Source organism: Methylobacter marinus A45 (assembly GCF_000383855.1).
Taxonomy (GTDB): Bacteria; Pseudomonadota; Gammaproteobacteria; order Methylococcales; family Methylomonadaceae; genus Methylobacter; species Methylobacter marinus.
The window spans coordinates 1,751,285-1,777,200 of the sequence record NZ_KB912877.1; the positions used below are offsets into that span (position 1 = coordinate 1,751,285).

20 protein-coding genes are annotated in these 25,916 nt (G+C 58.9%); 4 read left to right on the forward strand and 16 right to left on the reverse strand.

Translation table 11 applies throughout. The features are described from left to right. Positions 1–490 precede the first annotated feature (490 nt). A complete protein-coding gene (locus METMA_RS0108010) occupies positions 491–1,390 on the reverse strand; it encodes a LysR substrate-binding domain-containing protein (RefSeq protein WP_020158560.1) in 900 nt (299 codons plus the stop codon). Positions 1,391–1,656: 266 nt separating this feature from the next. On the opposite strand from METMA_RS0108010, the gene METMA_RS0108015 reads away from it, so the two are divergent. Both METMA_RS0108015 and METMA_RS0108020 read left to right on the forward strand, forming a co-directional pair. Further along, the gene (locus tag METMA_RS0108015; RefSeq protein WP_040591086.1) at positions 1,657–2,547 is read left to right on the forward strand and encodes an EAL domain-containing protein; all 891 of its coding nucleotides are present in this window, start codon (positions 1,657–1,659) and stop codon (positions 2,545–2,547) included. A gap of 102 nt (positions 2,548–2,649) precedes the next feature. Next, complete coding sequence (locus tag METMA_RS0108020) at positions 2,650–3,432, forward strand: class II glutamine amidotransferase (RefSeq protein WP_020158562.1); 783 nt, start codon at positions 2,650–2,652, stop codon at positions 3,430–3,432. Between the two features lie 324 nt (positions 3,433–3,756). On the opposite strand, the gene METMA_RS0108025 is transcribed toward METMA_RS0108020, so the two are convergent. Together METMA_RS0108025 and METMA_RS0108030 are read right to left on the reverse strand one after the other, a co-directional pair. Next, on the reverse strand, positions 3,757–4,296 hold the full coding sequence (locus tag METMA_RS0108025) for a hypothetical protein (protein ID WP_020158563.1): 540 nt from the start codon (positions 4,294–4,296) through the stop codon (positions 3,757–3,759). A gap of 238 nt (positions 4,297–4,534) precedes the next feature. Next, positions 4,535–6,013, reverse strand: coding sequence for an efflux transporter outer membrane subunit (locus tag METMA_RS0108030; RefSeq protein ID WP_020158564.1), 1,479 nt, complete (start codon positions 6,011–6,013; stop codon positions 4,535–4,537). A 332-nt stretch (positions 6,014–6,345) separates the two neighbouring features. Between METMA_RS0108030 and METMA_RS0108040 the strand changes: the two genes are divergently transcribed. Next, positions 6,346–9,045, forward strand: coding sequence for a cation-transporting P-type ATPase (locus METMA_RS0108040; protein ID WP_020158566.1), 2,700 nt, complete (start codon positions 6,346–6,348; stop codon positions 9,043–9,045). Between the two features lie 134 nt (positions 9,046–9,179). Here the strand turns inward: METMA_RS0108040 and METMA_RS0108045 are convergent, their stop codons facing one another. The 9 genes from METMA_RS0108045 to METMA_RS0108085 all read right to left on the reverse strand — a co-directional run bounded on the left by METMA_RS0108045 (position 9,180) and on the right by METMA_RS0108085 (position 20,561). Continuing rightward, on the reverse strand, positions 9,180–9,743 hold the full coding sequence (locus tag METMA_RS0108045; protein ID WP_020158567.1) for a transposase: 564 nt from the start codon (positions 9,741–9,743) through the stop codon (positions 9,180–9,182). Positions 9,744–9,907: 164 nt separating this feature from the next. After that, on the reverse strand, positions 9,908–10,999 hold the full coding sequence (locus tag METMA_RS0108050) for an efflux RND transporter periplasmic adaptor subunit (RefSeq protein WP_020158568.1): 1,092 nt from the start codon (positions 10,997–10,999) through the stop codon (positions 9,908–9,910). Beyond that, positions 10,996–14,193 (reverse strand): efflux RND transporter permease subunit, encoded by a 3,198-nt coding sequence (locus tag METMA_RS0108055; RefSeq protein WP_020158569.1) that lies wholly within the window; start codon positions 14,191–14,193, stop codon positions 10,996–10,998. The genes METMA_RS0108050 and METMA_RS0108055 overlap by 4 nt, the downstream gene beginning before the upstream one ends. Positions 14,194–14,825: 632 nt before the next feature. Then, positions 14,826–15,599, reverse strand: a complete 774-nt coding sequence (locus METMA_RS0108060) for a symmetrical bis(5'-nucleosyl)-tetraphosphatase (protein ID WP_020158570.1) — start codon at positions 15,597–15,599, stop codon at positions 14,826–14,828. A 307-nt stretch (positions 15,600–15,906) separates the two neighbouring features. Next, a complete protein-coding gene (locus tag METMA_RS0108065) occupies positions 15,907–17,595 on the reverse strand; it encodes a hypothetical protein (RefSeq protein ID WP_020158571.1) in 1,689 nt (562 codons plus the stop codon). 177 nt (positions 17,596–17,772) lie between these two features. Beyond that, the gene (locus METMA_RS0108070) at positions 17,773–18,603 is read right to left on the reverse strand and encodes a YsnF/AvaK domain-containing protein (RefSeq protein WP_020158572.1); all 831 of its coding nucleotides are present in this window, start codon (positions 18,601–18,603) and stop codon (positions 17,773–17,775) included. Positions 18,604–18,642: 39 nt separating this feature from the next. After that, positions 18,643–19,110, reverse strand: a complete 468-nt coding sequence (locus METMA_RS0108075) for a YsnF/AvaK domain-containing protein (protein ID WP_020158573.1) — start codon at positions 19,108–19,110, stop codon at positions 18,643–18,645. A 537-nt stretch (positions 19,111–19,647) separates the two neighbouring features. Further along, a complete protein-coding gene (locus METMA_RS0108080) occupies positions 19,648–20,097 on the reverse strand; it encodes an SRPBCC domain-containing protein (protein ID WP_020158574.1) in 450 nt (149 codons plus the stop codon). Positions 20,098–20,222: 125 nt separating this feature from the next. After that, the gene (locus METMA_RS0108085) at positions 20,223–20,561 is read right to left on the reverse strand and encodes a DUF2956 domain-containing protein (RefSeq protein WP_020158575.1); all 339 of its coding nucleotides are present in this window, start codon (positions 20,559–20,561) and stop codon (positions 20,223–20,225) included. Between the two features lie 424 nt (positions 20,562–20,985). Between METMA_RS0108085 and METMA_RS0108090 the strand changes: the two genes are divergently transcribed. After that, positions 20,986–21,420 carry a hypothetical protein gene (locus METMA_RS0108090; protein ID WP_020158576.1) on the forward strand — a complete coding sequence of 145 codons (435 nt, stop codon included), beginning with the start codon at positions 20,986–20,988 and terminating at the stop codon, positions 21,418–21,420. A 228-nt stretch (positions 21,421–21,648) separates the two neighbouring features. Here the strand turns inward: METMA_RS0108090 and METMA_RS0108095 are convergent, their stop codons facing one another. The 4 genes from METMA_RS0108095 to METMA_RS0108110 form a co-directional block, all read right to left on the reverse strand. Further along, positions 21,649–22,665: a sulfate/molybdate ABC transporter ATP-binding protein gene (locus METMA_RS0108095; RefSeq protein ID WP_020158577.1), complete on the reverse strand. Its 1,017-nt coding sequence runs from the start codon at positions 22,663–22,665 to the stop codon at positions 21,649–21,651. Between the two features lie 105 nt (positions 22,666–22,770). After that, on the reverse strand, positions 22,771–23,634 hold the full coding sequence (gene cysW, locus METMA_RS0108100) for a sulfate ABC transporter permease subunit CysW (protein ID WP_020158578.1): 864 nt from the start codon (positions 23,632–23,634) through the stop codon (positions 22,771–22,773). A 12-nt stretch (positions 23,635–23,646) separates the two neighbouring features. Continuing rightward, positions 23,647–24,474, reverse strand: a complete 828-nt coding sequence (gene cysT, locus METMA_RS0108105) for a sulfate ABC transporter permease subunit CysT (RefSeq protein WP_027147140.1) — start codon at positions 24,472–24,474, stop codon at positions 23,647–23,649. A gap of 360 nt (positions 24,475–24,834) precedes the next feature. Beyond that, a complete protein-coding gene (locus METMA_RS0108110; RefSeq protein ID WP_020158580.1) occupies positions 24,835–25,839 on the reverse strand; it encodes a sulfate ABC transporter substrate-binding protein in 1,005 nt (334 codons plus the stop codon). Positions 25,840–25,916: the final 77 nt, after the last annotated feature.

Here is a 25,916-nt window from a genome sequence, read left to right on the forward strand (position 1 = left end):
CGCTTCTTTCAGGCTGGCCTCGCGGCTTCCCCCTTGCGGTTTCGCTACGGTTGTCGTTACTACTTCCGGTTACCTCCTTTCAGGTAACTAGTTTTGGCCCATGCTGGGCACACTAGGGTATGCATTGCATACCTTTTCAAGCCTGTTGATTCATCGTGGCTTCGAAAAGGTACGCGATGCGTACGAGACTGTGAAAGTATTCAATTTAAAGGATTTAACCACGAAGGACACGAACGCCTCCAAGGATGGAGGCGGTAGAATTGCGTCTGGAACAGCAATCGAGAGCACGAAGTTTTAAGTTTTTGATTAAGTTAATTTTTTCTTCGTGTCCTTCGTGATCTTCGTGGTGAATAAGGCTTTTTATGACGTTTTTTACTAATTCTTTCACAGCCTCGTACCCTACAATGCTGAAGCCGCTGTAGGTGCAAATTCATTCGCACTGCCTGTATATCCCGAGTGTCCCGGGTCGAATAAATTCGACCCTACCTCATTAACGCCTTACCTCCCCTGCCGCCTGCAACAACTCGGCAATGAAATGCTGCGTATAAACCGGCAGATAATTCTGCTTCAAATAGGCGATCTTGGTCGTCGAATGCGGGATCAGGTGCGATAAATCCCGGGCCATGAGGTCCTTGTCCGCCTGCGCATCATAGGCCATGCCCGCTATCAGGCCTATGCCCAGTCCCTGGCGCACATAGGTCTTGATCACGTCCGTGTCGGCCGCGGCCAGGATGATATCCAGCGTCAGTCCCTCGCCCGCGAAGGCGTGCTCGATGTTCGAGCGGCCCGTGAAACCGAAACTGTAGGTCAGGATCGGAAAGGACGCCAGCCGCTCCAGCGTCAGCGCCCCCTCGCTCAGCGCATGGTCTTGCGGCATGACCACGGCATGGTGCCATTCGTAGCATTTTTTCAGCACCAGTTCGGCGTCTTCATCGACTTTTTCCGTGCACACCGCGACATCGGCCTTATGCGCATGCAGCTGATCGATCAGCTGTTCGGGCGAGGCCTGGATCATGTAGATTCTGACGCCGGGGTATTTTTCACGGAACCGGCGGATCGGATTGGGCAGGAAATATTTCGCCTGCGTGTGCGTGGTGGCGATGCGCAACGTGCCGGTGTTGCTGTCCAGGAAATCGGCCGCAAGCGCGCGGATGTTCCGTTTTGACTGGTGAATCGTCAAGACTTCCCGCATCACCTGATGGCCGAGCGGCGTCAGACCGATCAGTTTTTTGCCCCTGCGTTCGAACAGGGGCGAGCCCAGCTCGCTTTCGAAAAGCTGCAATTGCCGGCTGACGGCCGACTGCACGACATGCATCTTTTCCGCCGCCTTGGACAGGTTTAAATCGGTTTCCTGCAAAACCTGCAGCAATTCAATCTGACTTAAATTCATGGCTTCTGAATCCGTAAGAGCAAAAATAGGGAACAGTTTATCACTTTATTAGATAAATTAATCTAATCTTATCGTTTTATTAAAAATAAGCGCCGCATTAAGATAGCCTCCAACAGCAGACAAACGGTTTTTTCCGTTTACTGCATGCCAAGCGCTTATGACTTGATATGAAGGAACATAAAATCGCTCCTCCTCTTGCCATGGATGTTATTTGGGCGGGCCGCGGCCCGCCTTTTTTTTGGACTGCTTTATTTAGAGATAAATTTATGCCGTTACAACAGTTAGTGGAATATTTCAATGACCGGTTCGAATACGAGCATCAGTCCCGTGTCCGGACTTTTATTCTCGAGGACGGCAAGGTCAGCGGTCTTTTCGGACCGATCCGGATCGGCAGTCTTTTCGCGCCGATACGCCATGCGGACCACCCGGAACGGATTGCCGGCCATGCGGCGCTGCTCTCCGTCTCGACCTATGAAAGCCGGCACCGGCACACCTACGAGATTGAAAATCTGTTGACCGATGCGGTCAGACAGCCGGTTGACTTCGAGTCCATCATCAATCTCGACCGACTGTGCCGCACCGTGCACATGCTGAACTATCTACCCGCCGCACATTTCGACGGCGTACTGTTGCTGGAAGTGGACCCGCGCCATATCTTCGGCATCAAGCGCGATCACGGCGCCTATTTCGAGGAAGTCATCGTCAAATGCGGACTGGCCACGCGCAATATCGTGATTTCAATGACCGTCAACAACTTCTATTCGCTGCACCCCGCCCAGCTGCTTGAAGGCCTGAGCAATTACCGCAAGCGCGGATATTGCATAGCGCTCAACATCGCCTCGCTCCATGCCGCCCGCAATGTGCGAGACCTGGTCGCCAGACTGGCACCGGATTACCTGCGCGTTAACGCGCCGAAACTGGAGCGCGCCGTTACTGACGGCAACGCGCTCCCGGCACTGGAAAACCTGAAAGCATTGGCCGATTCAGTGGCCGGTCAAGCCATCGTGCAACAGGTCGAGCGGAAAAAGCAGGCTGACCTGATCACTCAGGCAGGGATTGCTCTGGTTCAGGGCGACTTTTATGAAGCGGCTCCGGACGGACAATTGTCTATAACCCGTCCGGCCGGGAGGGCTCTGGCGTATGACCGTCTCTACTGAAAAAGATGCCTCCCGGCTGCGGCTTTTTGAAAAACCGTTCACCTGTCAATATAAGGCAACGGCCTGAAAACGGCGGCCATCGTAATCTTATGAGAAGTCGACATGTGTGAATTATTGGGTATGAGCGCGAATGTCCCCACCGACATCTGCTTCAGTTTCACCGGCCTCATGCATCGTGGCGGGCGCACCGGCCCGCATCGCGACGGCTGGGGCATCACGTTTTACGAGGACAGGGGCTTTCGCACGTTCAAGGACCCCATGCCCTGCCACCAATCGCCGATAGCGCGGCTGGTGCAGGATGTCCCGATCAAGAGCCGCGCCGTCATCGGCCATATCCGGCAGGCCAACCGCGGCCATGTAGCGCTGGAAAATACGCATCCGTTCACGCGCGAGCAGTGGGGCAGTTTTTGGACCTTCGCCCACAACGGCCAGTTGTCGGGCTATGAAGAACGGCTGATGCCGGGCAAGCACCGGCCGGTCGGCGACACGGACAGTGAAGCCGCCTTTTGCTGGCTGCTCAATGAACTGGACCAAAAATACCCGCGCAAACCGGCCAATATGAAAGCCATGTTCCAGTATGCCGGCGAACTCTGCAGCCGGTTAAACGATTTCGGCATTTGCAATATGCTGCTGTCGGACGGGCGCTATCTGCTGGCCTATTGCAGCACGAGCCTGCACTGGATCACGCGGCGCGCGCCATTCGGCAAGGCGCGGCTGATCGATGAGGACGTCGTGATTGATTTCCACCAGGAAACCACGCCGCATGACATCGTGACCGTGATCGCGACACTGCCGTTAACCCGCGACGAACAATGGCGCGCAATAAGCCCACGCCATTACCGGCTGTTTCATTATGGCGAGTGCATTGCCGAACAGGACATTTAGCTGAATCCATTGCCAGGCCATACCGAGGTCAATCTTCCTTATCACAATATGAGGCAGGCTCACCTAATAATATTGTTTTATTGAACATAAAGATTTCACTAAGTAATGAACATGGAATAAATCAGGCAATTGTAGGTGCGAATTCATTTATGCCCTATGGGTACTTGTGCCCTTCAGGGTATTCGCACTGCGCGGATAAATCCGCGCTTGCACCGGAAAATCCTTCGACTACTTGAGGAAGTTATTTTATGCCCATTCCTTAATAGTGAAATATTCAGGTTAACCTTGTCTCCGGCAGCGTATTCCATAACGCTGCCCTTAGCTTTACGGCACATGCCTGTAAAGATTGCTGAACAGCTGAACCACGATGAAGATCATGGTCTGGGTCACCCGAATGGCCGGTGCCCTGTCGGGGCTTTCCGCCGCGAAGTCCTCGACGGCTTGATTGAGAAATCTGACCAGGCCCGGCTGCGGACTGCCCTGGGCCGAACGTTGCAGGAAACGCTCCCGCAGGCGGCTCCTGATCTTCTCGTTCATGTCCCGCTCCTTCACCAGAGCCTGCAATTCAGCCTCCAGCAGTATGGCCTGCTTCTCCAGCCACTCGAAGTCCATGCCTTCCCTGGAAGGCATGGCACCGAAAGCTTGCTGAAAGACACACAGGACATCAAAGCACAAGACCATGAACAGGCCCGACATCTCCTCATTCTGCCCGGCGATAACGGCCGGAAAGATGTTGAACACAGCCTGCCACAGGGCCGGCTGCTCAAGCCGAAACCGGTTTATGATTTCGCCGGCCTCTTCCTCGTCCAGTCTTCTGGCGTATTCAAGTGCGTGATAGAGTTCGGAACCGTCCAATTCGTGCATAGCGCTGCTTCCGGCCTAAAAATAGAGTGTCAATAGCTTACCGTAACGCCACCTTTATAGTGCATATTTGGCGCCTGAGGAATAATGCAAAATGCGTATACAGCGCCGCCCCCATGAGATACGCAGCGGCGCGGGGCGCATCGCTTGCGATTGATGCGCTTCACCGCGCCGCCAAAAGCACTCGCTCTGGCCGGTACAGTCTGTCGTTTTCTATTGCTCGCCAGCGCTTCAGCAGCCCTCAATTCACAGGCACCGGCAAGAACTGCGACCACTCCGTCTCGCCGCCGGCCTCGTCGCGGCTTGGCAGCCGCGCGGTGCTCCAGCCGCCGCCCAGGGCCTTGACCAGCAGCACGGCGGCGATCAGGCGCTGGCTTTGCAGATCAACCGCCGTGATTTCATTGTCGAGGGCGACGGTCTGGGCGGTCATGACCTCCAGGTAGCTGACGGTGCCGGCCCGGTATTGGTTGGTCGTCAGCTCGACGGCCTTGCGCGCGGCCGCGACGGCTTTCTCCTGCACCTTGATTTCCTGCTCGAGCAGGCGCAACGAAGACAGCTGGTCCTCCACCTCCTGAAACCCGAGCAGCACGGTCTGGCGATAGGCCGCCACGCTCGCGTCATAGCTGTGAATGGTCTCGCCCAGGGTGGCGCCGCGCGCGCCGCCGTCGAACAGCGGCAGGGCCAGCGCCGCGGGGCCCAGTGCCCAATAGCGGGCGGCGTTGCTAAGCAGGCTCGAAAACGTGCTGGCCTGGTAGCCGTTGGTCGCGGCCAGATTGAGACTGGGGAAATACGCGGCCTTGGCCACGCCGATCCGGGCATTGGCGGCCGCGGCCAGACGCTCGGCCTCGGCGATATCGGGCCGGCGCTCCAGCAGTTGCGACGGGATATTGACCGGAATGGCCGGGATTTTCGCCGCCAAAGCCGCCGCCGGAATGGTCAGTTCCGCCGGCGTTTTGCCCATCAATACAGCGATGGCGTGCTCCAGCTGCGCCCTCAGCACGCCGACATCGATGGCCTGCGCCCTGGCCGACTCCAGCTGGGTTTCGGCCTGAATCACGTCGGATCTGGCGGCGACGCCGGCGGCATAGCGGTTCCGGGTGATGGTCAGCGTCCGGGCATAGGTGTCGACGGTGTCGTTCAGGCGCCGGGCCTGCTCATCCAGCGCGCGCAGCTGGAAGTAATTCTGCGCCAGCGTGGCCTGCATCAGCAGCCGCACGGCCTGCAGGCTGGCCGCGCTGGCCTGGGCGCTGGCCTCGTCGGCTTCCACCTGCCGGCGAACCTTGCCCCAGATATCGGGTTCCCAGGCGAGGCTGATGACGCCGTTGAACAGGCTCCTGACCCCGGACACGGCCACGTTCTGGCCGCTGGCCGCGCGAAAGCGATTGGCCGACAGAGTGCCCGAAACGACTGGAAAATAGGCGGATTTCGCGCCCTGCACCAGCGATTGCGCCTGCCTGAACTGGGCTTCGGCCTGGGCGATGGACTGGTTGGCAACGTCGACTTGCCGCTCCAGGGCGTTCAGGTAAGGATCGTCGAAGATTTGCCACCAGTCGCCGGCAATTTCATGGTCGCGCGGCCGCGCCTGCGTCCAGCCCTGCAGCTCCTTGAATTCGGCCGGCACCGGCATGGCGGGGCGTTTATAGTCGGGCCCGACCGTACAGGCCGCGAGCGGCAGGCCAACGCTAACAGTCAACAGCCGCCATTTCAGCCAGTTCCGCATGATTTTCTCCCGGCATATTCGGGGACCTGACTGCCGCGCGCCCGGCCCTGCGCGCGCCTGCTGGAAAAGTCCCGGATGGAATAAAGTTAATGACAATCATTGTATACAAGGTCAGGCTATGACTGAATACTGAACCATAACCGAACGCTCGCTTATGACTGCCGTGCATTCAAGCGCCAGCGCAATGCCCGGCAAGTCATCGCTTTCATGATCCATAAAATGTACATGTAGAATCAGCAACCTGGAGCAACCCTGCCGCGCCCTCTGCCATATTTAGCCGGGGCTCGTTCGGGGTTTTTCACGAGACAAGACACAACAGCAACGAGGTCAATATGGGTAAAAACGCCAAAACGGTTGAACGGATTAACTGGCACAGCCTGCCGGCTCAACAGGTTATCGAGCGGCTGGAAACCGCTCAGGACGGCCTGTCCGACCATGAAGCGCAAATGCGCCTGCTGAAGTTCGGCGCCAATCGCCTGCCGCAGCCGAAAACGCGCGGCCCTCTCAGGCGCTTTCTGGCCCAGTTTCATAACCTGCTGATTTATGTGCTGATCGCGGCCGGCGTCGTCACGGCGCTGCTGGACCACTGGGTCGATGCCTATGTCATCGCCGCCGTGGTCGTGCTCAATGCCGTCATCGGCTTCGTGCAGGAAGGCAAGGCCGAAAAGGCGCTGGATGCGATCCGGCACATGCTGGCGCCGCGCGCGACGGTCATCCGCAACGGCCATCGCAGCGGCATTCCGGCCGAGGATCTGGTGCCGGGCGATATCGTGATGATCGAACCGGGCGACAAAGTCCCGGCCGATCTGCGCCTGATCACGGCCAAGGGCCTGCAGATACAGGAGGCCGTGCTGACCGGCGAATCGGTCGCGGTGGAAAAATCGGTGAATCCGGTTCAGGAAGAAGCCGATCTCGGCGACCGCTTTTCCATGGCCTATTCGGGCACCCTGGTCGCGGCCGGGCACGGCAAGGCCGTCGTGGTCGGAACCGGCGCCGATACCGAGATCGGCCGCATCAGCGGCATGCTGTCAGGTATCGAGGAGATGACCACGCCGCTGCTGAAACAGATGGCGGTGTTTTCGCGTTGGCTGACGCTGGCGATCCTGCTGATCGCGGGCGGCGTCTTCGCGTTCGGCCTGCTGGTCCAGGGCGAGGACCCGTCCGCGATGTTCATGACCGTGGTCGGCCTGGCGGTCGCGGCCATTCCCGAAGGCCTGCCCGCCATCCTGACCGTCACGCTGGCCATCGGCGTGCAGCGCATGGCCGCGCGCAACGCCATCATCCGCCGCCTGCCGGCCGTCGAAACCTTAGGCGCCGTGTCGATCATCTGCTCGGACAAGACCGGCACGCTGACCCGCAACGAAATGACGTTGCGCTCGGTCGTGACCTCGACCGCGCTGTACGAGACCAGCGGCGTAGGCTACGACCCGTCCGGCGAATTTCTGTCGGGCGGCGACCGCGTTGCGCCGGCGCAGCGTCCGATTCTCGCCAGGATCCTGCAAACGGGCGCCTTGTGCAACGACTCGGCATTGCGCCGGAAAAACGGCCTGTGGGTGGCCGACGGCGATCCGATGGAAAGCGCGCTGCTGGCGGCCGCGATCAAAGGCGATATCGATCCGGTCGAAGCACAGCGCCATTATCCGCGCACCGACGTGATTCCGTTCGACGCCCAGCACCGGTTCATGGCGACCCTGAATCATGACCATGAAGGTCACGGCTTTATCAGCGTCAAGGGCGCGCCCGAACGCCTGATCGAACTGTGCCAATTGCAGCGCGAAAACGACGCGGACGTGCCGGTCAATCCCAACTACTGGACCGCCTCGATCGAGGAGATCGCCTCGCAGGGGCAGCGCGTACTAGGCATCGCCTACAAACCGGTCGACCCGGACAAGATCGAGCTGAATTTCTCGGATCTCGACGACGGCCTGATCCTGCTGGGCCTGGTCGGCCTGATCGACCCGCCCCGCGAGGAAGCGATCGAAGCCGTCAAGGCTTGCCGGGCAGCCGGCATCCGCGTCAAGATGATCACGGGCGACCATGCGGCCACGGCCCGCGCGATTGCCGCGCAGCTGCATCTGGCCAACGCCGAGGACGTCATGACCGGCCATGAACTGACCCAGATAGACGACACGGCCTTGATCGACGTGGCCGCGCGCGTCGACGTCTTCGCGCGCACGTCGCCGGAGCACAAGCTGCGCCTGGTGACGGCACTGCAGGCCGGCGGCAGCGTCGTGGCCATGACCGGCGACGGCGTTAACGACGCGCCAGCGCTGAAGCGGGCCGACGTCGGCATCGCCATGGGCCGGACCGGCACCGAGGCCGCCAAGGAAGCCTCGGAAATGGTGCTGGCCGACGACAATTTCGCCTCGATCGCGCAGGCAGTGCGCGAAGGCCGGAACGTCTACGACAACCTGAAAAAAGCCATTCTGTTCCTGCTGCCGGTCAACGGCGGCGAATCGCTCAGCATCATCGCGACGGTGCTGGCCGGCCTGACGCTGCCGATCACGCCGCTGCAGATTCTCTGGGTGAACATGGTCAGTTCCGTGGCGCTGGCCATGGCGCTGGCGTTCGAGCCGGCCGAGCCCAACGTCATGCGCCGCCCGCCCCGGCGCCGGAATGAAGCCATGCTGTCGGTATTCCTGGTCTGGCGCATCGTGTTCGTGTCCGTGCTTTTCCTGATCGGCATCTACGGCATGTTCCTGTGGACCCAGCAGCACGGCTCGACGCTGGAGGAAGCGCGCACCTATGCCGTCAACACGCTGGTCATGCTGGAAGTGTTCTACCTGCTGAACGTGCGCTATCTGAGCGGGTCGTCGCTGTCGTTCAGGCGGTTGTTCAGCTCCCGGGCGATATGGATCGCGATCCTGGTCGTGATCACGCTCCAGGCCATCTTCACCTATGCGCCGTTCATGGAGCGGTTTTTCGACACGCGCCCGGTCGATTTCGTGCATGGGCTGGAGATATTCGGCGTCAGCCTGGCGTTGTTTTTGATCCTGGAATTGGAAAAATGGGTCAGGCGGTTGTTTGGTTGAACAGGACGGAAACGTAGGGGCGGACGTGTTGGGGCGAACCTGTGTGTTCGCCCTGCCCAACGGTTCACCCTTGGCCAACAGTTCTCCGGTAATCCATCGTGCACCCGAAACAGGGCGGACACGCAGGTCCGCCCCTACGGTGAATCCGCCCGGTACAGGCGATCCGATTCCCATTGCGCCGGGTTGTTGTGAATATATTCACGGATAAGGTTCAATTCCTCTTCATTGCGGATGACGCGTTCCCAATAATTGCGTTGCCATAATTTGCCGGCAAACGGCGTCCATCCGTTGTGTTTGACCCCGCGAATATAGGCATTGGTCGTCATGGTTTTGAACCATTGCACCACGGCCGGCAGGGGCGAACCTGTGTGTTCGCCTTTGCCAAACGGTTCACCCTCGGCCAATGGTTCTCCGGTAACCCATCGTGCACCCGAAACAGGGGGGACATGTAGGGGCGAACCTGTGTGTTCGCCCCTGCCAAACGGTTCACCCTCGGCCAATGGTTCTCCGGTAACCCGTCGTGCACCGGAAACAGGGCGGACACGCAGGTCCGCCCTGTTTCCGGTGCGTTTATCCATGCCAAACGGTTCACCCGTGTTGACGACGATAAAATGCAGATGATTCGGCATGCAGACCCATGCATCGCATTGCATGTCCGGATATTTGTTCTGCAATTCCAGATACCAGTGTTCCATCATCCGCCCTGCCTCATTCAATCCCATTTCCCCGTCCGCGATCTCCCCAAACAAGCATTCCCGGTCTTGTGTACACAGGGTGACGAAATAAGCCCCCGCCCGGGAATAATCATACCCTTTCAGGCGGAGGGAACGGCGATGATGGAGGGCGGCATCAAACGCCACTTTTAATCCGGCTGACGCCCCATCGCCGACAGCGCCTTGTCGGGCGGCACCAGCTGCTCGCCGCCCGACAGGCCCGAAACGATCCTGATCCGTCCGTCGGGCAGCGGCCGGCCGGTGCGGACAAAACGGCGCTCGATCTGGCCGTTGTGCAGCACCCAGACGACATCGAGCTGGCCGACCCTGTGCACGTAGCTCTGCGGGATCGCCAGCACCTGCTCCTCGCCCTGCGGAATCCGCAGGCGGATGAACATGCCCGGATACAGGCCCGGCCGGTTCTCGATGCGCATCTTGATCAGGAACGTGCGCGCGTCGGGGTTGGCGGCCGGCACGATCTCCTCGATGGTCGCGGGCACGGTCAGCTTCAGCGCCTCGACATCGGCTTCCAGCGTCTGTCCGGCCTGCAGGCCGACCGCGACCGATTCGCGGATATAGGCCTCGATGCGCAGCGCGGCCGGATCGTACAGGGTCAGTAGCTTCCTGCCCGGATAGGCGATCTCGCCCGGCTCGGCATGGCGGTCGATGACGCGGGCAGGAAACGTGGCGCGGATGCGGCCGTAGTCCTGCGTAGAGCTGGCTTCGGTCAGTTGCGACCGGGCCGCGGCTTTCTGCGCTTTCAGGCTTTCGTACTCGCTCCGGGCCGCGTCGAGATCGGCGCGCGTGGCGCTTTCCTTGGCGTATAAGTATTGCGTACGCCGATAATGCGCCTCGGCCCCGGCCAGGCGGGCGTTCAGGGCGTTGATGTTGGCCCGCGCCTGGGCCGTGCGCGCGGCGATGGTCTCGTCATCGAGCGTGACCAGCAGATCGCCGGGCTTGACCGTATCGCCGGCCTTGACATGGATGGCCTTGATGCGCGCCTGGATCTGGGCGCTGATGTCGCCGGCCTGCGTCGCTTCCAGCGTGCCAGTGGCTTTTTCGTAAGCCGGCAGCGTCACGCGCTCGACGGTCAGCGTCGGGCTCTGGTAAGCCGAAAGCTCCGGCAGGGTTTCCGGCTCGATCTTGCTGTGGAAGGCGCCGGCCATCCACAGGATCATCAGCAGCAGGATCAGCAGGGTCAAGGCGGACAGCGCCAGCGTTTTCAGATGGGATGTGGTCATGAGGTGGACAGCTCGCTTTTCGAGTAGATCAGGTAATAAACGGCCGGTATCACGAACAGCGTGAACACCGTCGAGGCCAGGATGCCGAAGATGATCGCGATGGCCAGACCGCTGAACACCGGATCGAGCACGATCACGATGTTGCCGAGCAGCGTGGTGCCGGCCGTGAGCATGACCGGACGCATGCGGATCGTGCCGGCCTGGCGCAGGGCGTCTTTCAGCGCCAGCCCGTCTTTTCTGGCCTGGGTGATGAATTCGATCAGGATCAGCGAATTCCTGACCACGATGCCGGCCAGCGCGATCATGCCGATCATGGCCGTGGCCGTAAACAGCACCGGATCGGGGCTGCCGTTGATGACGCGCTCGCCGAACTGGTTCAGCAGCCAGAAGCCGGGCATGATGCCGATCACGGTCAGCGGGATAGCCGACATGATGATCAGCGACAGCGTCGTCGATGCGGTCTGCACGCGCAACACGAAGAAAATGCCGACCAGCGCGAACGCGAACGCCAGGCCCATGTCGCGGAACACGTCGACGGTGATTTTCCATTCGCCTTCGCCGCCCCATTCCAGCCTGATGTCGTCGGGCAGATGCCAGGGCAGGCCGCCTCCCGAATTCAGGAACGTGCGGTTATCCCAGGCCGGCGCCGAATCGTCGCTGCTGTTCAGGTCGGCGTTGACGTCGGCAATCACCCCGGCCGGCGTGCGGCCTTCCAGTTCCGCCATGACGTAGACGACCGGCTTCAGGTCCTTGTGGAAAATCGGCAGCTCGGTTTCGGATTCGACGAATGTTCCCAGTTCGGCCAGCGTCAGCGGCGGCGCGGCCGGATTCATGTCCGGCTTGACCGGCAGCACGCCCAGATCGCGCTGGCTGCTGCGGGCGCGCTGCGGCAGGCGCAGCTTGATCGGCACGGGCCAGATCTCGCGTTCCAGATTCAGAAAGCCCGGCACCTGGCCCTGGTTGGCAAGGCCCAGGTTCAGTGCCAGGTTCTCGGTGGAGATGCCGGCCAGCGCGGCCTTTTCCTTGTCGGCCTCGAAACGCCAGCGCGGCTGCGGATCTTCGGCGCTGGTGTCGATATCGACCACGAAGGGCTCCAGCGCCAGCCGGGCCATGACCGCCTGGGCCGCCTCACGCTGCTTTTCATAAGGCGTCAGCGTGCCGCCGTAGATTTCCGTAACCAGCGTGCTGATGACCGGCGGCCCCGGCGGCACCTCGATCACCTTGACCGACACGCCCTCGGCGTTGAGCGGCGCCAGCAGGGCCCGAAGCCGCAGCAGCACGGCATGGGACTGGTGCTCGCGCCGTTCCTTGGGTGCCAGGGCCAGGCGGATGTCGGCCAGGTGCGGGGCGATGCGGTAGTCGTACTGCCGGACCAGGCCGTTGAAATCGATCGGCGACGGCGTGCCGACGAAGGCCGCGATGGCGTTGACTTCGGGCAGGCGCGCCGCCAGCGTCGCGGCCGAGCGGGTCACGGCCGCGGTCTGCTCCAGGGTGCTGCCCTCGGGCATGTCGACCAGAATCTGCAGCTCGTTCTTGTTGTCGAACGGCAGCAGTTTCAGCGGCACCAGGCGCAGCACGGGCAGAATCGCGGTCAGGACGAACAGCACCAGCATCGCGATGATCAGCAGCCAGGCTGCTTTCCGGCTGGCGATGCAGGGCTCGATCATGCGCGCGTAGAAGCTCTGGTCGGGCGCGGCCGTCGCGCTTTCGCCGGCCGGCTTCAGCGCCTTGCCCGACATCCAGGGTGTCACGATGAAGGCCGTGACCGTCGACAAGGTCACGGCCACGGGCACGTTGAACGCCATCGGTGCCATGTACGGCCCCATCATGCCGGTGATGAAGGCCAGCGGGATGAAGGCCAGGATGATGGTGACGGTCGACATCAGCAAGGCCGTGCGGATTTCGGCCATGGCGGCGATGATGCGCTCGTTCAGGCTGCCCTGGCCGGTGCGCATGAAGCGCTCGATGTTGTCGATGCCGGTGATCGGGTCGTCGACCAGCAGGCCCAGCGCCAGAATCAGCGCGAACAGCGTAACGCGGTTGATCGTGTAGCCGAAAAACATGTCCAGCGCCAGGGTGGCGCCGTAACAGACCGGGATCGCCAGCCCGACCACCAGCGCCGGCCGCCAGCCCAGAAAGATGCCGATGAACAGCACCACCGTGACGATCGCGAACCCCAGGCTGGTAGTCAGGTTGTTGACCTTGTCGTCGGCGGTCTGGCCGTAATCGCGCAGGACTTCGAGCTGCACTTCGGGCGGCAGCAGTTCCCGCTGCAGCTGGGCCAGGCGCGCGTGCACGTTCTCGGCCACCGAGACGGCATTCGAGCCGCGTTTTTTCGCGACCGCGATCGTGACCATCGGGTAGTCGCCCTTATATTTATCAGCCAGCGCGTGCCCTTCGGCGAAATTGAGCCAGGTGTAGTTTTCTGGCTCCTCGGGGCCGTCAGTGATGTCGGCCACATCGCGCAGATAGACCGGTATGCCGTCCACGACATTGACGACCAGCGCCCGCAGCTGCTCGGCCGAGCGCACGAAGTCGCCGGCCTCCAGCCGGATCGAGCGGTTGTCGGCCGAGACGATGCCGGCGTTGTGCAGCTGATTGGCTTTCCGCACGGCTTGCGCGATGTCCAGGGCCGTGGTCCTGCGCGCGGCCATGCTCTGCGGATTGAGCAGCACGTTGACGGTACGCTGGCGGCCGCCGACGACGGTGATCTGGTTGGTGTCGGCGATCTGCTGCAGGTGCTCGGTGATTTCGTCGGCGAACCGGCGCAGCTCGAAATCGCTGTACAGCTCCGGCGCGCGGCTCCACAGCGCCGCCAGCACGATCGGCACGTCGTCGACCTCGGCCGGCTTGACCTGCCAGGCCGTGACGCCGGCCGGAATCTGGTCCTGGTTCGAGTACAGCTTGTTGTAGGTGTTGAGCAGCGCATCCTCGCGGTCTTCGCCGACGAAAAAGCGCAGTGTGACGATGGCCTGGCCGTTGGACGAGCGCGAATAGACGTGTTCAACGCCGGTGATCTGGGTCAGCAGTTTTTCCAGGCGCAGGGTGATCTGCTTCTCGATCTGCGGCGCCGGCAGGCCCGGCGCCGAGACGATGACGTTCGCCATCGGCACGACGATCTGCGGCTCTTCCTCGCGCGGCGTGAACAGCAGCGCGATAACGCCCAGAGCCAGGGCCAGGGTAAAAAACAGCACCGGCAGGCCGCCTCTCAGGGCATAGGCGACCAGGCGGTCGAGCGGGTGGTTTGATCGAGTTGGGCTAGAGTTTGTCAAATTAAAAATATAGTGTTGTTTTTTTATGATTTTTAATGGCGCCGCCCGTCTGACGTTGCAAGCGACGGTTCTTGTCCAGCTACAGTTTGTCCGGATTATAACGGCAGATGATTATTCAGCGCACGCTAATACCTTTATAGATGATAGTAACTGATATTGCGCAGTCAATCGGCATATTGGTCAAATTGTGCGGCGGGATCGGGTATGAGAGTGTGAAAGTATTATCCCTGTCAGTTTAAAAATGATTTACCACAGACGACCGCATGGACAGGAAATGATCCCCCGTGGGAGCGATGCCCTCATCGCGACTAAAGACACCGCAAGTCGCGATGAGGGCATCGCTCCCACAAAATAAGACAGTTATTGATTATCGAATCCTTAGTTATTAATTGGGCTAAAAAATGAATTCTTTCACAGTCTCGTATGTGGGGCATACGGGTCGGGGCGGTGTGTTCGCCCTTGCCCAACAGATCACCCTCGGCCAATGGTGCATCGATAATCTGTCGTGCACCGGAAACAGGGCGGACACGCAGGTCCGCCCAATGGGCTGGCGGTTATTTCGGCGTTGCTGTCAATTTCAATACGGACAGGCCGTCTTGCGAGGATAAAGGGTATATGCCGGGAAAGGCGCTGTCTTCAAAACAGGCATCATCGGCAAAAAGGATATTCAGGTGGGCCGTCAGGCGGTCGGGCAGACGATACCAGGGCATCAGGTCTTCGGCTTGCGCATCTACCGAACCTTTGGCGTTGAAATCCAGTTTCCCCTGCGCATCGCAATATTTCATCAGGGTATAGGCATTAACGATAAAATTCAGCCGTTTCCAGCCTCTGAGCTTGGCATGCCAGCGCGACTGGCCTTGCCCCCGGTTTTCCAGCAAAGCCGCGTAATTGTCCTGGCTGAGCGCCGATTCGACTTCGTAGGCGAAAGTCAGCGCCTGGCTGAAACTCCATTCGGCGGGAATGCCGGCATGCACCAGGGTAAAGTTGAGTTTGGAATCGTGATGAACCAGGGGCCGGCGGCGCAGCCACTTTAACAGTTTGTCCCGGTCCGGCGCCTTCAGGATGTCATCCAGCCTATCGTCGGCTGTCGGCCGTTCAAGCCCTTCCGCCAGGGCCAGCAAACGCAGTTCCTGATCGCCCAGCACCGTAACGGCTTTTTTGCCCAGGCTTTTGACAAACCTCAGTACGGCCAGCGACTCGGGCCCTTCATTCACCAGATTGCCGGCAAACCATACGTTGTCGTTGTCCGGGTCAAACTGAATTTTTTCCAGTAATTTCAGTAGCGATTGATAATCGCCTTTTACACTGCCGATGGCGTAAGTCGTCATGGTTTAAGCGTCTCCGTTATCCGTGCTGTTCTCTTATCCCTGGCGTATCAATTATGATGCCATGCCGGAGCGCATGGGCCGATAAAGCGTCAATAGAGGCAAAAATCAAGTTGCCTGTTGAATAAGTGATTGATAATTAAAGGCATATCAGGCGCGGGGCAGCGATCGGCCCGTGCCTGACTGAATAGGTATCACGCGCGTGACGGCGCGGCTTTGTAACAAAACCGCCGGCTTTGGGCTTTTTTGTTATCAATCCGACCAGCGGCGGGCCGGGTTATCACCCCGTCATTCCTTGAATTCGCGTTCCTTATAAGACGGATGCACTGTCCTGCTGTAAGTAGTTCCGTGCCTTTTGCAGTTCCGGCAAGTCTTTGTCGGCCTGCCGCCATTGCCGCAGTAACCTGGCATACTTGTCCCCGGCATCCTCGCGATCGCCTTGCCGGGCCGCGGCGCGGGCGGCTCCCAGCAATGAACGGGCCCGGCTTGTTTGCCGCAGCAGCGCGGTTCTGAACTGTTTTTCGGCCTCTGCCGGACGCTCGGCCTGCAAGAGGATTTCACCGAACAATTCGTGCGTGGGCTTGATCAGCGGTGGCGGCCCCGGCAAAGGCGGCACCGAATCCTCCATGGCGGTGGCTTTTTCCATGCTCTGAATGGCCTCGTCCAGTTCGCCTTTGGCCGCGCTCGCCACGGCCGCGATCTCCAGTCGCTGGATGGCCAAGACCTTGGGCAGAGGCAATCCGACGCCGGGCAGTTCTTCCGAAACGGCCGGCCGTTCCATGGCCTGCAGCGCGTCAATGCTGTCTCGGACGGGCGCGCTTTTCCGCGCCGCCGCCATGCCCTGCGTGAAGGTCCAGAGCGACTGAACATACCGGGCCAGTGCCTGATACGGACCGGGACTGTTCCCGACGGCCGAGATGAAATGCCCGGCGTTGCGCTGCAGCGGATCAATCAACTGTGTCGCCAGATCCCAGCGTTCGGTTTCAAAAATGAACGCCGCGGTCATGCCGGAGAGCACAAAGGTAGCATAGCCCTGGAAGTCTCTGTCGTCTTCAGGCCCCTCGGCCAGGCTTTTCCGCATCAGGCTAAGCAAGTGTTCCGCCGCGCGGTAGCGGCCCTGTTGCAGATAGACGTAAAACAGCCAATAGAGATTATGGTAGTCGCGCTCGCCAATGGGACTGTTTTTCTGCTGCTCCCATAACGCTTCCTGCGTCGAGGCGGCTTCCGGCCACATGCCCAGTTGCAGGAAAATATGCGATGGCATGTGCAGCGCATGAGGCGCCTCGGCCGCGATGTCGGCATAGCGCCGCGCGGCCGGCAGCGCCAGGATGGCGTGGTCGGGGTCATCAAAGGCATGGAGAATATAGTGCGTCGCGCCGGGATGATCGGGTTCCTTTCGGGTCACATCCAGCGCAATGGCGCCCGCCCTGATCCGGGTCCTCAAGCCGCCGGGATCGTCGGGCCGGACGCTTCCCAGCAGGGCCAGCGCATAAAAGGACGCGGCTTCCAGATCCTCCGGATAGTCCCGATGGACTTTTTCCATGGCCGTTGCGTAGGCCTGATCGCGCGCGGCCTTGTCGCCTTCGCCATATAACAGCCTCACCGCCTGCAGGTAAGCCCGCTCCCTGGGACTCAGCTTCGGAGCGCCCTTGATTTCAGCCAGCACTTTCCGCGCGGCTTCCGTGTCCTGTTTTCCCCAGAGCGGCTGATTGTAGGCCAGCGCCTCGCCCCAATGGCCCATCATGAAATCGGGTTCGATTTCCGTGGCTTTGCGGAACGCCTCGAGCGCCAGATCGTACGAGAAGGAATGCAACGCGGCGACGCCGCGCAAAAAGTGGGCTTGCGCCTTTTCCGACCGGGCCGAGGTCGGGAAATGAATCTCGCCGAGCCGACGGGTCCCGGATCGTTCCTGACAGGCGTGGGCGCTGACGGCGAGCATCACGACCGCGAACACGATCAGCAACAGTAATGTTCGGTATAAGGAGCGGGTCAATGGCATAACGTCCCTCGCGATGAACAGTGCCGAACAAGACCCGCAGGCGGGCCTTTTAAATCATCGCCTTACGTTCAGTGTCTACGAATGAACCCCGGCTGCTACCGGATAATGAAAAGCGGCGAGTCACTCTCCGCCGCTTTTCAGCCGTTCTCAAAAATGCTCATTGCATCAGGCCGATGATCAGGGTCTTTTTTCCTCTACATCGATTTGGGTTTTTCTTATCTTATCCTTGACGATTTCATCGTGCTCTTCTATGTCCTTGCCGAACTCCACTTCCTCGACGACGCGGGCTTCCTTGGTCACCAAAGGCACTTCCGCGTGCTCGGTCAGTTCTATTTCACTGTCCCTGAAGCTTTCCATATCGGCTTCGGTCGCGGGCCGGTTGACGGCGTGTCTTTCAACATGCACATGCTCCTCGCGCAGCCTGAGGTGTTCTTCCACGGGGCGTTCAATGATCCGGCTGCGAAGCCTGGCCCGGCCGGTTTCCACTTCCCGTTTCCCTACCTTTAACTGTTCCTCGATCACCGGAATGACGGTCTCTTCCCTGGCCGCTTCAGCCGCATGCCTTTCCTGACCGGCGACGCCGGCCTCGTATTCGGGACTGCCGGGCTGAAACGCAGTGGCTCCGGCCTGATATTCGGGCGTGCCGGGCTGGAACTCTGTGGTTTCGGCCTGATATCCGGGCGGTTCGACGCCATATTCGATGGCCCGCTCGTCCATATCCAGGGCGCCCGCTTCATCAAGAATTTCCGTGGCGCGTATTGCTTCATCCTGCGTGTCAACATGAACAGTGACGATGGCGCCGCTTTGGCGCGCGACTTCGGCATAGGATTTTCCCACGTTGGCGCCGAACAAAGAGCTGAAAAAATTACTGAACTTGTCTCCGCCTTGTACGGACTCCGGTAATGAAAGATCGATGTCCGCGCGTGAAAAACCATCAATGAGAAGCTGTTGTACGGCCTCTTGCGCTTCTGAAGGATCGTCGAATATACCTACGATTGTCTGGCTCATGATTGTTACCTATCAACGTTTATTGTTAAAAAAAGATTCTCAGCTTCCATTTTCTTCAGTGGCATGGTCAGAGCGGCCGGCGTTGGTTTGTTCAACGCTCACCTCCTCTTTCCTTAAATTCACTGTCTGGGTTTCCTGCCTTGGGCTCTGGCGTTTAATAACATGCAGTTCCTCAACCAGCATCAGGCGTTTTTCCACCACTGCCACTTCCTGGATGACCGGAATGATCATGGTGTCGCCTTCATATCGGATCGCGGGAGGCGGTGCATCGATGAATTGGTTGATAGCCACCCGTTCCACCTGTATATCCTCATGAACCAGCGGCACGTTTACCGTTTCCTCACGCTCTGTAACGCGTTTTGAAATGCGTACCGTGCCGGTTTTCACGCGTTTTTTATCAACGCGGAACTGTTCCTCGATAACAGGGATTACAGCCGCATGATTGACCTCCCGCCGATTCCCCGACTGGTGTTTTGCGTGTTGTACAGCGTCATCGTTTTGGTTCATGGCTATTAACCGCCTGAAAGGCCGCGGCTTGATAAGCAGTCACCGAAGCGAGCACCGCCGGCATCGGCTTGATCCTGGCCTGTTTTGGTTGAGTCACGCTGTTCTCCTCAATAGTTTGAATTAAACGATGAGCGGATTCCTTCCGGAAACCAACCCAGTTTTAAGCTATTTCCTCTTGGTAAAATTCAAGTTACAGAAAAAATCAGCAGACGTATGTACGCCACTACACAGACGCAAAGAATTATTGTCCGCCCAGCAGTGGCGCGGGTTGGGCTTGGTTGCAGGATAGGCAAGCGTTGCGTGCAGGGTTTGGCTAAAAATGGATTTATGAAATTAGCATCCCGCATAGGATGTGCCGGCCAAAAGCAGGCGCGCCAGGCGGCGCAGTGAAGCGCATCGCTCGCGAATGATACCCTAAAGGGCACAAGTGCGCCTCCTGGCGTCGGCACATCCTATGTTTAAACATCGAAGCGTTAATGAGATGTCATGGTGGAAGGGATACGCCGGCAGCATTGACAGCCGCGCATGCCGTGTTCGTCAGCCCGGCCCATGCGCCTCGGCGCGCGCCTTCAGCGCCCGGTTCAGCTCTTCGAAGCCTCGCTTCGTATCCCGCTCAAGACTATTTCTAAATATCGGCACGAGCAGGCCGCTGAATTGCTCGCTTTGCCGGAACAGCACGTTCCCGGCGACAAGGGGCTCGATCTCAAAGCGGTGCTCGCCATCAAACACGCCGGGCAACAGCAGGTGGCCCAGCCAGCGGAGCTCGCGGCCGGGCTCAGCCGCCAGCACCGAAGGCCGAAAAGTCATGCCTCTGGCGCCGCTGGGTTGAATACGCACTTCAAGCCGGGCGCCCGGTCGCGGAATACCATGAACGTATTTGATAAAAGGATTCCACGCCGGATAGGACGCGAAATCGGTCAGAATGGCCCAGACCCGGTCGGGCGCCGCATCAATTTCAATTTCAGTTTGTAGCTGATGGCTGCTCATTGGTTTCCTTATATATTGTTAGCTGATATTACGAAGACAATTGACTCAGGCACCGGCGGGTAGGCGGGGCGTCCGTCACATGATCGCGTTCCCATGCGACGGGTTCAGGCCATGGCTGTTCATTGTCACCCGGAAACGACAAAATAAACGCCCCATCCCAGCCAGCTTAAAGCCAGCAGCAACCAGGGCAGCCAGTGTTGCCGGTAAACAATCCGCTCCACGACTTCCTGATCCTCCGGCTCGGCGGTGGGCCGCGGCTGGCTTGCGACACGCTTGAGTTTCCGGTTCAACTCCCTGGCTTTTTCCCTTTGCTGCTTCTTATAAAGAGCAATGCCTTTTTCAATACCCTGGGCGATCAGCTTGGTTTGTTCCTTGGTTTGCGCGGGGCGCTGCGTTGCCTTGGCGATTTTAACCGCTTCCGCCTGGATTTCCGGCGACGGCTTCTGGTAAACATTTTTAGCCATGGGATAGGTTCCTGTTGAGTTCTTTAGGATTCGCATTTGGCCGATGACCGGCTCAGCGCAAGCGCACGGCCTGCCACTAACCGCGCCACCCGCGTGAGTCTGTTGCTGTTGCCGATACGGACCCGTTTGTTCAAATCATGATTGTTCGATAAGCGGCAACATTAACCGCTAAAAATGCCGCCGCGTCAAATCGACTGGGACTTTAAAAACCGGTCATTTGCCTGTGCAGCGGGTTGCTCGGACGGTGCTCATCGGTTCTTACCGCGCCTTATGTCACTAAAATGCACCCAAAACCGCAATTTTTATTTATCATTCGCGCTGCAGAATCAATTAACTCTTTTTTACCATGAATTTATTACTCAAATACCTTTCCCTTTGCTGGTTCAGAAACGATCCAAGCGAGTTATATCCCTCCAAGTCGTTCATGTGGAAAGCCATAGGCTTCTACCTTGCCTCCGGCATTATTGTTGAAAGCCTGATTGCCGATCCCGCCGATGGCACGCTGGAAGTCTTGCTGAGAACCATTATGGCTTTTTCGTCCATCAGCGTGTTATTGCTGGCCATGAGAAAATGGCAGCATTTCGGCCAGTTGTTCACCGCTATTTTTATCTGTGAAAACTTCATCATGACGCTGGCCATTGGTACCGAAGCCTTGTATTTCTATATGGTGATGCAGCATTACGAATACCGGGAAGAGGTCTCGGGCATTTTGGCCACCTTGCTGGTCGGCTGGTATATCGCCATCGTCAGTTACATTCTCCGGCAATTTTTCTCGTACCGAACAAGCATCAGTGTTGTCACAGCACTCAGCTATTTTGTCCTGACTTACGGCATTCCGATGCTGTTCATGGATATCTAAAACCGCCATCCGTAAATATGGCCGTCATGACAGGGCGGATACGATTGGGGGGAATTGTGTGTTTGTCCCTTGGCCAACGATTCACCCTTGGCCAAGGGTTCTCCGGTAACCCGTCGTGCACCGGAAACAGGGCGGACACGCAGGTCCGCCCCTACGATACCCGGAATCGGGAAAACGGGGTCAATGGTTGTTCCGGTAACGCCGGGGCGGCATTTGCGTTCTATCGTTCTAAAACCAATGCGCCTGACGTATGCGCAGGGATACCTTGTCGCCTTTATCGAGCTGCAGGCGCTTGAAGTGCTCGTTGGGCATTTCGGCGTAAAACCGGTCGTTCGAGCCGTTCTTGACCAGTTCAACGCGGATCAGCGCGCCCAGATGCTGCCAGTCTTTCAAGATGGCTTGCGCATCCTGCTCGCTCGATTTCTCGATATCGATGTCATGGGGACGCACGTGCGCGGTTTTGCCCGGCTGTAGTCCGAACGTGGCCAGCCAGGCGTCGTCCTGCTGCTCCGGCGTGAACACATTGGTCTGGCCGATGAAGCGCGAGACGAAGGCATTGGCCGGATGGTCGTAAATGTCGCTGGGCGAGCCCTGCTGCTCGATGCGGCCCTGGTTGAGTACAACCACGCGGCTGGCGACTTCCATGGCTTCTTCCTGGTCGTGGGTCACGAAAATGCTGGTGACGTTCAGCTCGTGATGGAGATTGCGCAGCCACTGGCGCAAATCCTTGCGCACGCTGGCGTCGAGCGCGCCGAACGGCTCGTCCAGCAGCAGCACCGACGGCTCCACGGCCAGGGCGCGCGCCAGGGCGATACGCTGGCGCTGGCCGCCGGACAATTGATCCGGGTAGCGGTCGTGCAGCCAGTCCAATTGCACCAGTTCCAGCAGGGCATGGACTTTCTTGACGATCTCGTGTTCACCCGGCCGCTCGCGGCGCGGCTTGACCCGCAGGCCGAAGGCCACGTTGTCGAAGACCGTCATATGCCTAAACAGCGCGTAATGCTGAAACACGAAGCCGATGCCGCGATGGCTGACGTGTTGCTCGGTCTTGTCCTCACCGTTCAGCAATACGCGGCCCTGATCGGGCCGTTCGAGGCCCGCGATGATGCGCAGCAGCGTGGTCTTGCCGCAGCCCGAGGGCCCGAGCAGCGCGACCAACTCGCCTTCGGGAATTTCCAGGTTGATGTTGTTCAGCGCCGAAAACCGGCCGAATTTTTTGCTGATGTTGGAAAGCAGAATACTCATAAGTCGTCTCAAAAATTTATTGAAGCTGTTGTAGGCTGGGTTGATAAACCCAGCATCAGCGGCACGGATTGCTGGGTTTATCAACCCAGCCTACCAACGTCGGATTTATCGTCTGGCTTGTCGCCATTCCAGCGCACTTTTCAGGATCAGCGTCACGATGGCCAGCCCTGCCAGTATCGAGGCGCTGGCGAAGGCGCCGACGAAGTCGTATTCGTTGTAGCTGACTTCGACGTGCAGCGGCAGCGTGTTGGTCAGGCCGCGGATGTGGCCCGATACGACCGACACGGCGCCGAATTCGCCCATCGCGCGGGCATTGCACAACAATACGCCGTACAGCAGCGCCCATTTGATGTTCGGCAGGGTCACCCAAAAGAAGGTCCGCCAGCCGCTCGCGCCCAGCGACAGCGCCGCCTCTTCCTCCTCGCTGCCCATTTCCTGCATCAGGGGAATCAATTCGCGCGCCACGAACGGGAAGGTGATGAACAACGTGGCCAGCAGGATGCCCGGCACCGCGAACAAGACTTTCACGTCATGCGCCGACAGCCACTCGCCGAACCAGCCCTGGGCGCCGAACAGCAGCACGAAGATCAGGCCGGAGATCACGGGCGACACCGAAAACGGCAGGTCGATCAAGGTCGTCAGCAGACTTTTGCCGCGAAACTCGAAGCGCGTGATCGCCCAGGCCGCGGCCACGCCGAACACGGTGTTGAGCGGCACGGTCACCAGGGCCGTCAACAGCGTCAGTTGCATGGCAGCCTGGGCGTCGGGCTGAGTCAACGCCGACCAGTAGGTCTGCCAGCCTTTCGAGAAAGCCTCGATAATGACGATGCCCAAAGGCAGGCATAAAAACAGAACGATAAAGCCGACGGCCACAGCGGTCAGGCTCCATCTGACCCAGTCGGGATCACGCAGCGCCTGCGGTCGCTCAACGGCTTTGGCTTCATTGATAGGGTAAGCAATAGCACTCATGTCGTTATTCTCCTAGAGTTGTCCGGAGCGCTTGCGTACCCACAATTGCAGCAAGTTGATCACCAGCAACAGCAGAAATGAGATGACCAGCATGGTCAGGGCGATCGCCGTGGCGCCGGCATATTCGTATTGTTCCAGTTTGGTGATGATCATCAACGGCACGATTTCGGAGACATAGGGCAGATTGCCGGCGATAAAAATAACCGAGCCGTATTCGCCGACGCTGCGCGCGAAGGCCAGCGCAAAGCCGGTCAGCGAAGCGGGCAGCAGATTGGGCAGGATAATCCGGACAAACACTTGCCGCCGGGTGGCGCCGAGACTGGATGCCGCCTCTTCCATGGTGGAGTCGAATTCCTGCAGCACCGGTTCGACCGTGCGCACGAAGAACGGCAGGCTGATGAAGATCAGCGCCACGACGATGCCTAAGGGCTTATAGGCGACCTGCAGGCCGAACATATCCGTCAATAATGTGCCGATGTAGCCATTGGGCTGGTATATCGCCGCCAGCACGATGCCCGCGACCGCCGTCGGCAAGGCGAACGGCAAATCGATCAGCGCATCGAACAGGCGCTTGCCCGGAAACGGATAGCGCACCAAGACCCAGGCAATAATAAAGCCGAACAGGCTGGCGACGGCGGCGGCCGCCAGCGAGGTCACGAAGCTGACGCGGAAGGAGGCGACCACGCGGTCGTTGGTGATGACGGACAGATAGTCCTCCCAGCTCAGCTGGAAACTTTTGAACACCAGCGTGCTTAGGGGGATCAACACGACCAGCCCCAAATACAGCAGGGTGAAGGCTAGGGTCGGGCGAAAGCCCGGCATTATGTTACTTTGGCTCATGGATTTTTACGCCTTTAGTGGTGGTGAGCATAAACACGGGTATCGTTCCAAATGATGACTAACCACGAAGTTCACAAAGCCTTGTAGGGTACGAGGCTGTGAAAGAATTAGTGAAAAACGTCATAAAAAGCCTTATTCACCACGAAGATCACGAAGGACACGAAGAAAAAATTAAGTTAATCAAAGGCTTAAAACTTCGTGCTCTTCGTGTCCTTCGTGGTTAAACCCTTTAAATTGAATACTTTCACAGTCTCGTACGCACCGCGTACCTTTCTAAATCTTTTTATGTGCTCGAAATGGTACGCGGTGCGTACCCTACAATATGCAGTCGTTCGTGTTCTTCGTGATTAATCAACGCCTTCAGGGCGCATAGATCTGATCGAAGATGGCCTTGTCATCGAAATGCTCTTTTTGTACGTTCGCCCAGCCGCCGAATGCCTGGTCCACGGTCACGCGTTCCAGTTCAGGAAAATTGGCCAGGTCCGCGGCATCGACGACTTTCGGATCGATCGGACGGTAAAAATGCCTGGCCGCCAGTTTCTGGCCGGTCGGCGAGTAAAGGAAATTCAAATAAGCTTCGGCCAGATCGCGTGTGCCGTTTTTATCGACGACCTTGTCGACGACCGTAACCGGCGTTTCGGCCAGAATGCTGACCGGCGGCACGACGATTTCCACTTCGCCCTGGCCCAGTTCCTTAAGCGCCAGGTAGGCCTCGTTTTCCCAGGTCAGCAGCACATCGCCGATGCCGCGCTGCAAAAAGGTGGTGGTGGAGCCTCTAGCCCCGGAATCCAGCACCGGCACGTTCTTATACAGTTTCCTGACGAAATCCTTGGCGGCATCCTTCCCGCCGTAGGTTTTCTCGGCGAATGCCCAAGCCGCCAGATAGTTATAACGGGCGCCGCCGGAGGTCTTGGGGTTGGGCGTGATGACCGAGACGCCTTCCTTCACCAGGTCATCCCAGTTCCTGATGCCTTTCGGATTGCCTTTGCGCACCAGGAAAACCATGGTCGAGGTATAGGGTATGCTGTTATTGGGCAGACGCTTTTGCCAGTCCTTGGTCAGCAGTTTGGCGTTCGCGGCGATCTTGTCGATGTCATAAGTAATGGCCAGCGTCAGCACGTCGGCTTCCAGGCCGTCGATCACGGCCCGCGCCTGTTTGCCCGCGCCGCCGTGGGATTGCTGGATATGCACGTCTTCGCCGGTTTTTTCCTTCCAGTGCTGGATAAATGCCTGATTGAATTCCTTGTAGAGTTCCCGGGTCGGGTCGTAGGAAACATTCAGCAGGGTCCGGTCGGCGAAGGCGGCGCCGCTGATCAGGAGGCTCGCCGCCAGCAAACCGGTTTTCAGTCCTGTTTTTGTGCTCATGGTAGGTCCTTGTGTATAAGAGATTGTAAAAGGTTTGAAGACGGCTTTTCGGGGTACTTGCCCATTGACGCAAATGG